Annotated in this window: 6 protein-coding genes and 4 pseudogenes; 2 read left to right on the plus strand and 8 right to left on the minus strand. The window is 58.7% G+C overall.

Annotation, left to right across the window (positions count from 1 at the left end):
* Positions 1-26: 26 nt before the first annotated feature.
* From ETEE_RS02460 to ETEE_RS21765, 8 genes and pseudogenes are all read right to left on the minus strand, one after another.
* A complete protein-coding gene (locus ETEE_RS02460; protein WP_038631187.1) occupies positions 27-647 on the minus strand; it encodes a hypothetical protein in 621 nt (206 codons plus the stop codon).
* The gene (locus ETEE_RS02465) at positions 640-3210 is read right to left on the minus strand and encodes a TcfC E-set like domain-containing protein (protein ID WP_038631693.1); all 2571 of its coding nucleotides are present in this window, start codon (positions 3208-3210) and stop codon (positions 640-642) included. Before ETEE_RS02465 ends, ETEE_RS02460 begins: the two co-directional genes overlap by 8 nt.
* 77 nt (positions 3211-3287) lie before the next feature.
* Positions 3288-3992: a fimbrial biogenesis chaperone gene (locus ETEE_RS02470; protein WP_034166083.1), complete on the minus strand. Its 705-nt coding sequence runs from the start codon at positions 3990-3992 to the stop codon at positions 3288-3290.
* Positions 3993-4084: 92 nt separating this feature from the next.
* Positions 4085-4663: a hypothetical protein gene (locus ETEE_RS20760; RefSeq protein ID WP_049703852.1), complete on the minus strand. Its 579-nt coding sequence runs from the start codon at positions 4661-4663 to the stop codon at positions 4085-4087.
* Between the two features lie 726 nt (positions 4664-5389).
* Positions 5390-5653 (minus strand): annotated as a pseudogene (locus tag ETEE_RS02485) (autotransporter outer membrane beta-barrel domain-containing protein); the annotation flags it as partial.
* Positions 5654-5706: 53 nt separating this feature from the next.
* Positions 5707-6301: pseudogene (locus ETEE_RS20965) on the minus strand (DDE-type integrase/transposase/recombinase); the annotation flags it as partial.
* 21 nt (positions 6302-6322) lie between these two features.
* Positions 6323-7352, minus strand: a pseudogene (locus ETEE_RS19385) (IS630 family transposase).
* Positions 7353-7451: 99 nt separating this feature from the next.
* Positions 7452-8006, minus strand: a pseudogene (locus ETEE_RS21765) (hypothetical protein); the annotation flags it as partial.
* Between the two features lie 552 nt (positions 8007-8558).
* On the opposite strand from ETEE_RS21765, the gene ETEE_RS02500 reads away from it, so the two are divergent.
* Together ETEE_RS02500 and nifJ are read left to right on the plus strand one after the other, a co-directional pair.
* Positions 8559-10196: an NAD(P)-binding protein gene (locus ETEE_RS02500; protein WP_081926390.1), complete on the plus strand. Its 1638-nt coding sequence runs from the start codon at positions 8559-8561 to the stop codon at positions 10194-10196.
* Positions 10193-13774, plus strand: a complete 3582-nt coding sequence (nifJ, locus tag ETEE_RS02505) for a pyruvate:ferredoxin (flavodoxin) oxidoreductase (protein WP_034165722.1) — start codon at positions 10193-10195, stop codon at positions 13772-13774. The genes ETEE_RS02500 and nifJ overlap by 4 nt, the downstream gene beginning before the upstream one ends.
* The last annotated feature ends 33 nt before the right edge of the window (positions 13775-13807 follow it).

The raw sequence follows: 13807 nt of genomic DNA on the forward strand, positions 1-13807 counted from the left end.
CCGCCGGCTCAGGGCCGCGATACCTCTCAGAGCGGCACGCTCACCAGCAGGGTAACCTGCCCGCTGCAGACTATCGGCACCCCCACCCCGCCCACGGGAACCTGCGAGAGTTCCGGCAGAACCACGCGGAGATAGAAGTCCAGAATAAAACGATTTGCCGCGATACCCGCCACATCCCCCGCGCGCTGCCACTCTCCCGGCTCAAAACGGTGCTGGCGGGGGCCAGAGCTATCCAGCCGGGCAACCGACCGCCCCCCTGTTTCGACGCCGTAGCGATATCCCTGGTTGACGGCTGCCAACGTAAACGGCGTGTACAACGTCTGGGAGAGGGACGCACACTGGTACTGGTCGTTCACGATCTCCAGCAGCAGCGGCTGGCTGTTCTGTTCGCCTATCGCCCGCAGGGCGATACCCATATCCTCAAAACGATGGCGCCGCGCGTCATACGCCACCTGCTGAAACAGGGGCGTCTGACTTATCACCTGCACCGGCTGCACAACATGGCTGCCCATATCGATATGCGCGCTCAGCTCCAGGCTCTCCTCCAGCGTATAGCCGCCATTGCTCACGACAAAGCCCTGCGCCGCACCGCTCAGCCACAGCCCGAGGCTTAACCCGATCCCCACGCTTACCTGACGTTTATTCACTCTTACACTCCACGATGGGTAGTTGATCCGCCGGCAGCTGCAGCGCCGAAGAGAGCGAGGCGCATGGCCGCCCCTCAGACAGCAGGGTAATCGCCCCGGTGGGGTGCAGCTGCAGCATAAATAGGCCGCTCTGTATCCGCTGTACCCCAACGCAGCCGGCCCCCTCACAGCGCAGTTGATCCACCCCATTGCCCTGCTGCCGGACCCGTATGGCCTGATTGCGCACCGGCAATACCGCGCGCGTGGTATCGACCAAACGCCCGGGCAGCAGATCGATCTGCTGCTGATAACGCGACTGATGGTTGTCAAAGACACGGCTCCCGCCAATCAGCCGCTCATCCAGCTGGTAACGGCTGTAGGCCGGCAGGGCGATGATTTTCCCCCCGCCCTCCGTGTAGTAGCGGGTCATCCCGCTGCTCTGCTCTTTCAGCGCCACCGACACCGCCCCTTTCTCCTCTGCCGGCAGGCGCAGAAAAGCCTGTTGACTCAGCGCATCCGGCCGCTGAAACGATATCCCGTCTGAGGCGATCAGCTGGCTGGACTGCACATCGAGGCTGCCGGCTGCACCCGACTGATCGCTGGCCAGATAGACCTGCGCACGGACATCCGCGTTGCCCCGGTATTGCGCACCGGCCGAGAAGGTGCTCTGCGCGCCGCTGTCGGAGAACTGCTGGCCACCCTGCAGGTTAACCAGCCACGCCTCCGCCAGACTCTGGCTATAGTTCAGGGTGTTCTGGCTGCGCCAGCGACCCGCGTTTTGCTGCGAGTAGTAGCTGCTGGCCTGCAGGCTGCCTATCGGCACCGAGAGCCCCACCGAGGCGCTCCAGAGGTCGTTCCGGGCGTAGTTGAGGCTGGCGGTGAGATTGATATTCCAGGGTAAGCGGCTGAACAGCGACAGCGTATAGTATTGGCTCCGCTGGGACTGCTCGCGGAAAAACTGGTAGCCAAGCTGCAGCGTATGGTCCTGATGCAGGGCTACGCTGTAGTTGGCCAGCAGGTTTTCGCGGTTGGTCGACGTGCCGGGGAGCTGGTCCAGATAGTCCGGGATCAGGCTGGGCTGCAGCACGTCGTCAGGCTCCACCGCGCCCGGCAGGGTGCGGACGAAGGGACGCTCGCGCTGACGGTAGCGCTCACGGGTGTATTGCAGCGAGAGCGGGTAGTAGGTGGCGACCAGATCGCTCTTCTGATACCCCTGGCTGCCCAGGGTCTGCAGCAGCGATAGGGTGAGGCTGCTGCTGCGGATATCAGCCCCCAAGGTGCCCAGAAACTCACGGTCGGCATAGCCGGTCAGCCCAGACAGGCTGACGATATCGCCCAGCGGTACCGTGACGCCCAGCTCGCCCATCCAGGCGTTACCGTAATAGGCATGATCGTCCAGGCGTCCGACGCTGAGGTGGGTGCTGACCCCCTCCAGGGTCGGGCCATCGTTGACCAGCAGCAGGGACTGGTCGGAAAACAGCTCATCATTCAACCCCTTGATGACAACTCGTGCCTGATAGATCCCCGTCGGCAGGCTTTGGTAGGCAAGCTCCCCCATGCCGGCGTTGACGCCGCGGCGCAGCAGCAGTTTATCGTCGCGCCACACCTCCAGCACCCCCGGCAGCGGGGCGTAGTAGGTGTAATGGCGATCGTTCTGGCTCCGCACCTGCATCTCCGCGGAGTTACCGAGCAGGAGGCCGGTCATCTGACTGTTTTTAAACAGGCTGCGCTGCGCCGAGGGGTTAAAGTCGTAGCTGTTGTCGACCGCGCCCAGCTGTGCCTTGAACCACTGGTATTGATAGACATAGTTCAGCGCATTGATGCCATAGTCCCGGTCGGTGACGTAGGCATCGTATTTCAGAAAGCCGCCGGGCAGCCCCCACAGGCCATAGTCGCGGGCATAGAGGCTGTTGCCCTGATTCGCATAGCGGTTGGCAAAGAGGCTGGCATGGTTGACCAGCACCTTTTTTCCCCCATCTCCCTGCAGATATTCAACCTGGCGCGTCTCGCGGGCAAAGTAGGCGGGGGCAAAGAAAAGACGGACCTGACGCGCATAATAGTCGATCACGACGGCCATCCCCTCGCTGCTGAGGACACAGGTCGCCCGGCTGCCCTTACAGCGGCTGTCGTGGGCCACCCCGGCCGCAAACTGTCGGGCCACCTCGTCTGCCTGTTTCTGGCTCAGCCCGGCGCGGGATAAAAACGCCGCCACCGCGGCGCTGTCGTCGATACGCACGCTATCCAGGGCAAGCTCCCCCTCAAAGCGGGCCTCATCCACCTGGGGGATCACCAGGGTAATCGCCATCGGGCTGGGGGTCAGGATTTTGCCGTAGCGGGAGCGGGCCAGCGGGACCCCGGAAGCCAGCGACATGCCATGCGCCATGGCCAGCGTCGCATTGTTCTGTGCCAGCGTCATATCATTGTGTGCCAGCGTCTGGGTGGCGACAGCGCCCTGCGCCAGCCCACGGTGATTGCTGGCCAGCGTATCTGTCGGAAGGGAGGGCGCCGCCCAGGCAGCGCCTGCGAGCAGACCGGTAACCGGTAATATTTTTATGATGGTAATCTGGAAACTCGTCATGGTCATCTTCATCTTCAAGCCGGGTGACACCCTGTCAGGCGCGTTAACGCAGGCTGCTGTCTGACAGACGATGGGTAATTTCCTTATCTGGCCGGGCGCAGGGCAATCTCCTTTTTATACTGGTCAGCAAGGTCAAAAAAGGTCACCTTACCCCGGCTCAGATCGGCAGTGGCCGGGACAGTAATCTGCTTGTCATTGCCGGGGAGTAAGATGGCTTCGCTGTAGCAGGAGCCACTGTCGGCTTTCCTGTCTGCGGCGGGACAGACATCCAGGATCAGGCGCAATACCTTATTGGTCGGGTTACTGAAGTTAATCTTCTGGTTACTTAGCCAGGCGTGTGGCTCTCCGGTAATACGCTGGCTACCGGGGATCAGATACCACGACTTATAGCCAATGGCGATGGCGACATTGCTTTTTTCGCCCTGCTCCTGCTGGCGTAAACTGTCGGGAATAAAGCTGACGCCAATAATACGGTCGTGCGGGGTAATTTGAGCGGTACGGATAACCGAGACACGTAATTCCCCCTTAGCGTCAATAACGATATCCATCGGATCAATATAGAGCGGCCATGTTAAAAAATCATCCGTGGAGAGCGCGCTCTCCTGATAACGCCCATTCCCCGCACGCTGTAATTCGCTTAATGAGACCGCAAGGTAAACCGGCTCGTCATCCGGGTTTTTTAAGGTAAAGTAACGGCTGTTTTCACTGTCCACCTTAAACATGGAATCAACGGTGAAGGCATAGGCATGATTGATGATAAATAAGAATGGCAGGATCCACTTGTACATTGAAATCACCCTGGAGACAGCGACAAATTACCCGGCGATATTGGTATTGTTATCGCCGGGTAGGATTAAATCCTCGAGCGGGACTTAAATGATTAAGGCGTAGGTGTAGTGACCAAATCAACCGCGAAAACCACCGGCGTGGTAAAGCTGACGCTGCTGCCGGCATCATAGGCATCACGGGTTGCTTTAGCATACAGGCCAAGGTTGATAGGACGATCATTTCCCGCACCGGTGACGGTGATGGCGTCTGAGTTCCCCACTTTGAGAGGTTCGCCGTTAATAGTAATTAAGACCTGGTTATCCCCGGGCGCGGCCGCGGTGTCCTGCAAAGCCAGCTGACGGCTCCCCTTAAACCCGACGGCGATGGGAGCAGAGGCCAGATAGGCGTTGATACCGTTAATATTGCTATCGGATTGGATATAAAAGGTGACGGGAGAAGTGGTGGTCAATGTCAGCTTGTCGTTTGTGTCAACCGCGGTGGTAAGCGTCTGGGGGGCGGGAATAAAATCGGCCCCCAGGGCATCGACGAACTTCCAGTCGGAGGCTAACTTCTGGGCGGGAATGGTCCCCTGCCAGGTAAAGGTCAGCTGACCGTTAGTGACCACGGCAGAGGCATACAGGGGGGCGGCCAGTAGCGTGACTAAGGCCAGTTTTTTCGCAAAAGACATCATGTCTACTCCATCATAAATAATTAGTACTGGAACAATATAAATTTATATTAAAGGTCTTTAACATACGTTTATAAGGCTCGACAAGAGTAAACAGGACAGGGGGCATTCATACTGATATCATCAAAAATATAATGTCAGCATTAATTCATATAATTAATTGGATTATAACAATAGGTTTCTAATATTTCTACGATAGGTAATGGTGAGCGTTTTATCTTGTTGATTGTTCAGCGTTTTAATTTAACTAAGGCCTATGAAAGATGGAGGCTTCAAGAATGTAAAATTGAAATGACGCTTTAGCTAAATAGTTGGAGTGATTTTATTTATTGGTCTGTTTTATTATGTTCGAGTTTTCTATAATTGACATCTTATTGTCTAAAGAAATATATTCAACTTATACTCTTTTCAGATTTAATATCTTTAGAACTAATTGAATGAGCCCCCTTAGTCCATGTATCCAATTTCCCTACTCACGATTCCTTTAGTGGGATAACCCTTTAAATATTTTATCACTACCCTTGATAAAACCATTAATCGCATAGGGTAATGTTTTAAATATACACTTTTAGTGATCTCCCTATAACTTGTTTATACCATAGATGTCCAGCCTGCAGGGGTGGGTTATCCGGCTGATCCAATAGGGGAAAATGAACCTTCCCGCCATGACGGGAAGGTTCAGCCCCACGAAATCAGAAACTATAGCTGAATCCATCCTGCCGTCACACCTCATTTCTGCTCCGTATCCTTACTACGGATATAATCCACATTCACGTTGCCGCTCAGTTGTTTCGAGAACTTGGTGCCTAAGCCGGCGCCGTAACGCATACCGCTGGTGTTAATCGCGTTATTGAACGTGTGTGCCCCGTTAATGCTGGCGTCGTTGTTATCCATAAACTCATGGATACCGGCTATCGTAATATAAGGCAACAGCTCGACGCGGCTCAGCGGCAGGTTCATGCCGGTGCGTATACCACCTTCCGCACGCAGAGAGTTATAACGTTTGAACCATACCGGTTTTGTGGGAGCAAGTTAAGTGCGGGAGCTCAGGCTGCCATAGCGTCGTTCCCGATGGAAGCGTGATACACTTTTTCTGCTTCAGCGGGCGGGATGTTACCAAGCCGCTTAAGCAACCAACGATTGTTGTACCAGTCCACCCACGCCAGTGTGGTCTGCTCCACTGCCTGTCAGTTTTTCCAGCTCTATACAGAGCGTTGATACTTTCGGCCATGACGTTATCATAAGAGTCACCCGTACTGCCCGTTGAAGCCAAAAGTTCCACTTCCTGTAGCCGCTATGTGTAATACTGCGTGCCTTTGACGCTGTGATGAATGGTTCTTGACGGCCACCGGGCCCACAGCGCCCGCTCCAGTGCGTCCAGTACGAACGCTGTCTCCATTGATGATGACACTTTCACCCCAGATAATTCAGGCGAATACATCAATGATAAACGCCACATAAGCGAAGCTTTGCCAAGTGCTGACCTGTCACCCACAGCTGATCCGGCCGTTCTGCCACGAATTGACGGTTTACCCAGTCATGTGCGGCCTCTACCCTACGACTGACAGTGGTACGCACCCTTTTGCCTCACAGCACACCCGCGAGGCCTATTGCCTTCATTAACCGCGCCACCGTGCATCTAAATAGCTGCGCCTAATACCGCTACACTTTTGCCAGACCATGTTTCCTCCGGGGAATGGACTGACGGTTTCCATAAAATGTCTTACCTTTCTCAACAGGTTCCACATTGAACGGCACTGATGATTACGAGTTATCGTGTCGTGAAGCGCCTGCCATAGCCGCTCAACATGATTCACCCACGGCGAGTAAACTGGCTGGTAAATTATCCTGAACTGCGGATTTTGCTTCAGCCAGCGCTGCGTTTCCCGACTTTTATGGATAATGTAGTTATCCACGATGAGCGTTATCGTTTTTGCCCGCCGATACATCGCTTTAAGATACTTTAACAAGCTGACAAATAAGGCTGAGCTTTTGCTGCTACCGCCCACGTCGCTGACTTTGCCCGTACCGCAGTGCAGCGCTCCGGCCAGATAGTATTTTTCATTCTGCCCTGGTGTTACCACGCATTTTTGTTGTCCGCGTACCTGCCAGTCTGCACCGATTTTGAGATTAAGATAGATATCTACTTCATCTTCATAAAAGACGGGATTCTCTGCGCTGCATCCGCCCAGCGCTTTATGGATTGCCACCATCTTTTCATCCTTATGCGGGGCGCGGATACGCAGGGTTGGTGCTGCCCTGCGCCATACCAGAGCCGCAGAGGGCAACCAGCGGCGAACGGTTCCGGCATGTCACTGGCATCCGGTTATCTCGTTGATTTTTATTGCAAGAAGTTCTGTACTCCAGCGTTAACGCTGGTAGCCAAAATCGCCGGGAGAGTGTTTTACCAGCTCACGTAACAGCGAGCAGATATGCTTGAACGGCCAACGGCGGGAACGCCCGGCGGGTAATGATTTCAGTCCTTCAATACCCGACAGCGTGAACCAGTTAATCCAGCGTCCCACCGATGAGCGGGCGCAGCAGAGCGTTCTGGCAACGTCGCTGACGCGGTCGCCCCGATGCAGTATCAGCATGGCGGTCAGCCTGCGGCATGGTTTTTGTCACGCGTTTTATGGATAGCTTTCTGCATCAGGCGTCGTTCAGTTCGGGGAATGGGTGCTATGATCGGCATCGCTCAATCCGGTTGGTGATTTTGATTGGTTTGGCGATTGATCGGATCGCACAATCCGGGCTGAGTTCCCTCAAAGTGATCTACTATTCCGCGCAGCTATTTAGCTACGATGAGATCCTCGCGCCGCAATTGATGCCAGACCTTGCGGATGGCATAGACACCGTAGTTTTCGTCATACACCCGCTGTATTTCCGGTATCAGCAGCTTGTCACTGCGATAACGATAACTACGTTTCTCTGGATGCTGGCAATATTCACAGTGCCGGTAGTATGTCGACGGGGCGATATTCAGCTCATGGCATACCGGTCCAACCCTATGACTACCGCTGAGGGTATTCAGCAGCGGCACTATTTTTTCACAGACGGACGAAGCCTGTCGCAAAATTTCATTGCTGCGGCGCAGCTCGCGGTTTTCGCACTCTAATTCTTTCAGTCGTTGGCGTTCGGCAGTCGTGAGTCCATCATCACCACCGCCAACATCGCGTTCATGCTGACGAAGTCAATAGCGTAGGGTGTCGGTGCTACAGCCGATTTTAGGGGCGATGGATTTGATAGCAGCATGTTCAGAAGGATAACTATCCCGCTGCTCTATCAGCATTTTGACTGGCCGCTCACGGAGCTCGGGGGAGTAACACTTGGATGATTTCGATGTCATATCGGGTCTCCTTTCATTGAGAGTTTAGTCTCCCAAAAATCCGGTACGGTTCAGTTTTTCATCCATAAATTAACCTGTTTTTGATATTGGATTGAACATATAAAAATCATGCAATTACACAAATCTATGTACAGGCTTATTTAGCCAGAACATAATATTGTAGGGAGATCAATATCCTACGCACGCAATAGCCATTGTTTATATGATTTATTCTAATTAAATAAAGCACTAATCTGTATCGTTCTGTTTTTAGCGCTAGAGATAAAAACATCTTATTGATATCCATCACCATTATCCCTTTCAGTCAAATTATCCACGCCATCGCGGCGTCATAAATGGCGCCATTATTGATCTGGCGCAATTTTTACCCGCCAGTTTGGCGTAATTTTATCCACAATCTCATTTTTATTGTTTGCCGCCCGTACCCGCTTGCCACGCCAATCGCGTCGGGCCGCTCTCTTTTATCACTCGACACCGACTGCCGCGCACTGACGCTGGCGGTCTGTTTTACGGTTGTCTCTTTCCCTGTACAACAACTGATAAAGAAGCAATATGATGAGCAAAAATCAACGAGATATGACGCTGCCACCGGATCTGGGCGCCGCCTCAGGCACCGGCCCCATTCGCAGCCAACGCCCTGTCTATCGGGACTCCCTGCCCCCCTGTAACCATGCCTGCCCCGCCGGGGAAAACATCCAGGCCTGGCTGGCGCTGGTGCAAGAACAGCGCTATGAAGAGGCCTGGCAAAGCCTGATCGCCAACAACCCGATGCCGGCGATCCACGGCCGCGTCTGCTACCATCCCTGCGAACAGGCCTGCAATCGCCTGCAGGCCGATCAGCCAGTCAGCATCCACGCCGTCGAGCGTTTCCTGGGCGACATGGCGCTGGAGCAGCGCTGGACACCCCGCATCGACGCCGCCGACAGCGGTAAAAAGGTGCTGGTGATCGGCGCCGGCCCCTCCGGTCTCTCCTGCGCCTGGCACCTGCGCCGCCTGGGACACCGGGTAGAGATCCGCGAGGCGGGGCCGATGCCCGGCGGGATGATGCGCTTCGGCATTCCCGCCTACCGCATGCCGCGCGACATCCTCGACGGGGAAATCGACACCCTCCTCTCCACCGGCATCACCCTGACCCTGAACCATAAAGTGGACGACGTGCAGCAAGAGATGCGCGACGGCGGCTTCGACGCCGTCTTTATGGCCATCGGCGCCCATCTGGCGAAGAAGACCGATATTCCGGCGCGTGAGGCGGGGAAAATCCTGGACGCCGTCGGCTACCTGGCCGCCGTCGAACGCGGTGAGGCGCCGAAGCTGGGGCGCCGGGTCGCCATTTACGGCGGGGGGAATACCGCCATGGACGCCGCGCGCACCGCGCGACGCCTCGGCGCCGATGAGGCGATGATCATCTACCGCCGCGACATGGCGCATATGCCGGCCCACGCCTTTGAGGCGGAGGAAGCGATGGAGGAGGGGGTCAAGATCAACTGGCTGCGCACCATCCGCAACATCGACAGCACCACCGTTACCGTAGAGCAGATGACCATCGACGATCAGGGGCGCCCGCAGCCGACCGGCCGCTTTGAGACGCTGCAGGCCGACAGCCTGATCCTGGCGCTGGGCCAGGACGTCGATACCCGAGTGCTGACGCGGATTCCGGGGATCGTCGTACGCCCGGACGGCATCGTCGAGGTGGATGAACATATGATGACCGGCGTGCCAGGGCTGTTCGCCGGCGGCGACATGGTGCCCTCCGAGCGCACCGTCACCATCGCCACCGGCCACGGCAAGAAGGCCGCGCGCCACATCGACGGCTGGCTGCGTGGCCACCCCTATCACAAGGCGCCCAGCGGGGCGACGTTGGAGTATCCCCGGCTGCACCTGTGGTTCAAGACCGATGCCGATGCCTCACGCCAGCCGGAGGTCTCCCCCGAACAACGCGCCGGATTCGACGAGATCATCGGCGGCCTAAGCGGCGAACAGGCCACCTATGAGGCCGCCCGCTGCTACTCCTGCGGCAACTGCTTCGAGTGCGACGGCTGCTACGGCGCCTGCCCGGAGGGGGCGGTGATCAAGCTGGGCAAAGGGCTGCATTACCGCTTCGATTACGCTAAATGCACCGGTTGCCAGGCCTGCTACCTGCAGTGTCCCTGCCATGCCATTGAAATGATTGCCGAGGAGAACGCCCGATGAGCCAGCCGGATAACGATGTCATGGTCGACGGTAATGAGGCCGCCGCCTGGGTCGCCTATAAACTGAGCGAGGTCTGCGCGATTTACCCCATCACCCCCAGCTCTACCATGGCGGAGCTGGCGGACGAGTGGGCCAGCCGCCACACCGCCAACCTGTGGGGCAGCGTTCCCGCCATTATGGAGATGCAACATGAGGGGGGCGCCGCCGGGACGGTACACGGCGCCCTGCAGGCGGGGGCCCTGAGCACCACCTTCACCTCGTCACAGGGGCTGATGTTGATGCTGCCCAATATGTATAAAATCGCCGGCGAGCTGACCAGCGCGGTGTTCCACGTCGCCTCCCGCTCCCTGGCCACCCAGGGGCTGTCGATCTTTGGCGACCATCAAGACGTGATGGCGGCCCGCAGCACCGGCTTTGCCATGCTGAGCAGCGCCTCGGTGCAGCAGGCGCAGGATCTAGCGCTGATCGCCCACGCGGCGACCCTGGAGTCACGCATCCCCTTTGTCCACTTCTTCGACGGTTTCCGCACCTCGCACGAGGTCAACAAAATCCATAAGCTGAGCGAAGACGATCTGCGCGAGATGATCGATGACGAGCTGGTTTTGGCCCACCGCGCTCGCGCGCTGAATCCAGACCGCCCGGTGATGCGCGGCACCGCGCAGAACCCGGATACCTATTTTCAGGGGCGCGAGAGCGTCAACGCCTACTATCAGCGGATACCGGGCATCGTCGAGCGCCATATGGCCCGCTTTGCCGAGCTGACCGGGCGCCGCTATCGCCTGGTGGAGTACGACGGTCCGGTCGACGCCCGCCACGTGGTAGTGGTGATGGGCTCCGCCTCCGCCACCCTGCGTCAAACCGCGGCCCTGCTCAACCGCGACGGTGAGCACTACGGGGTACTGACGCTGCATCTCTACCGTCCCTTCCCCGGCGAGGCCTTCCTTCAGGCGCTGCCCGCCAGCTGCGAGATACTAACGGTACTCGACCGTACCAAGGAGCCGGGTGCCCAAGGCGAGCCGCTGTATCAGGATGTGCTGGCCACCCTGGTCTATGGGGTACAGCACGGTCTGCGTGCCGCGCTGCCGCGCCTGAGCGGCGGGCGCTATGGCCTGTCGAGCAAGGAGTTCACCCCGGCGATGGCGCGCGCCGTGTTCGAACAGCAGCAGGCCGCCAGCGCACGTCCGTTCTTTACCATCGGCATCCACGACGACGTCGGCGGGCTGAGCCTGGCGTGGGACGCCGACTGGAAGCCCGAGCCGGACGATCAGATCCGCGCCCTGTTCTTCGGCCTCGGCGCCGACGGCACCGTCGGCGCCAACAAGAACAGCATCAAGATTATCGGCGGGCTGCCCGACTTCTACGCCCAGGGCTACTTCGTCTATGACTCGCGCAAGTCGGGATCGCGCACCACCTCGCACCTGCGCTTTGGCCCACGCCCCATCGACTCCCCCTATCTGATCGGCAGCGCCAACTTTATCGGCTGCCATCAGTTCAACTTTGTCCACACGCTGGATATGCTGGAGCACGCGCGGCCCGGCGCCACCTTCCTGCTCAACAGCCCCTACCCGGCCGAGGCGGTCTGGTCCCATCTGCCGGCGACGATGCAGCGCCAGATCCGCGCAAAAGCCCTGGCGTTTTACGTCATCGACGCCGCCGCGGTCGCCCAGGAGGTCGGCATGGGCAGCCGCATCAATACCATCATGCAGACCTGCTTTTTTGCCCTCTCCGGCGTGATGGAGAAGGAGAAGGCGATCGCGCTCATCAAGAGCAGCATCCGCAAGACCTACGGGAAGAAGGGAGAGGAGGTGGTGCAGAAGAACTTTCTGGCCGTCGATAAAACCCTGGAGCATCTGCACGCGGTGACGCCGCCGGCGACGGACACCCTCTCCGAAGAGCAGGGTTGGCACCTGCCGGCAGCGGCGCCGCGCTTCGTACGCGAGGTCACCGCGCCGATGCTGCTCGACCGCGGCGAACGGATTCCGGTCTCCCTGCTGCCGGCCGACGGCACCTATCCCACCGGCACCACCCGCTTTGAGAAACGCAATATCGCCCTGGAGATCCCCGCCTGGCGCCCGGATCTATGCATCCAGTGCGGTAACTGCGCCTTTGTCTGCCCCCATGCCGCCATCCGCGCCAAGTTTTATCATCAGGATCTGCTCGACGGTGCGCCGCAGGAGTTCCGCTCTGCGCCGATCAGCGCGCGCGGTTTCCCGGAGACCCGCTATACCCTGCAGGTCTACCCGGAGGACTGCACCGGCTGCGGACTGTGCGTCGAAGCCTGCCCGGTACGCCACAGCGAGCTGGGTCAGGCGGAGCCCCAACGGGCCATCAGCATGCAGGACAAGCTGCCGCTGCTCGAGGCCGAAAAGCGGGCGCTGGCGTGGTTTGAGCATCTGCCGTGGCCGGATCGGGCGCGGGTCGACTTCTCCAACGTGCGCGGGGTGCAGTTCCTTGAACCGCTGTTTGAGTTCTCCGGCGCCTGCAGCGGCTGCGGCGAGACGCCGTACCTGAAGACCCTCACCCAGCTATTCGGTGACCGGATGATGGTGGCCAACGCCACCGGCTGCTCCTCTATCTACGGCGGTAACCTGCCGACCACCCCCTGGAGCCACAACGCCGAAGGGCGGGGCCCGGCCTGGTCCAACTCGCTGTTTGAGGACAACGCCGAATTCGGCCTGGGCTTCCGCCTGGCCGCCGATAAACACCTGGCGATGGCGCAGGGTCAGCTCCAGGCGCTGGCGCCCCAGATCGGCGCCGATCTGGTCGCCGAGATCCTGCAGGCCCCGCAGCAGCTGGAGAGCCAGATCTGCGCCCAACGCGCCCGCCTGCAGCGGGTGCGCGATCGCCTGAGCCGCCTGCGCGGTGCGCAGATCGATAGCCTGCTGAGCCTGCTGGATCACCTGGTGCGCCGCTCGGTGTGGATCGTCGGCGGCGACGGCTGGGCCTACGATATCGGCTCCTCCGGGCTGGACCACGTGCTGGCCTCCGGGCGCGATGTGAACGTACTGGTCATGGATACCGAGGTCTACTCCAACACCGGCGGACAGATGTCCAAGTCGACTCCGCTGGGCGCCGTGGCCAAGTTTGCCGCCGGCGGCAAGACGATGGCGAAGAAGGATATCGCCCTGCAGGCCATCGCCTATGGCGATGTCTACGTGGCCCGCATCGCCTTCGGCGCCAACCCGCAGCAAACGCTGGAGGTGCTACGCGAGGCCGAGGCCTATCCGGGGCCGTCGCTGATCATCGCCTACAGCCACTGTATCGCCCATGGCATCGACATGCGCCAGGGGCTGATGCAGCAGAAGCGCGCGGTCTATGCCGGCCACTGGCCGCTGATCCGCTATAACCCGGTGCTGCGGGAGCGGCATGTCAACCCGTTCCTCCTCGACAGTCTGCGTCCATCGCTGCCGCTGCTGGAGTACCGCCGGCATGAGACCCGCTACCAGGCGCTGATGCGCGCCCACCCGCAGGAGGCGCAGCGCATGATGGCCATCGCCCAGCAGGTGGTCGATCTGAAGTGGGCAGAGTACGAGGCGATGGCGCGCCGCGACGAGCGCGCCTTCCCGGATACGCACTGATCCCGCGTGCCTATCCCTCTACAGCACACCGCC

This window comes from Edwardsiella anguillarum ET080813, assembly GCF_000264765.2.
Lineage (GTDB): Bacteria > Pseudomonadota > Gammaproteobacteria > Enterobacterales > Enterobacteriaceae > Edwardsiella > Edwardsiella anguillarum.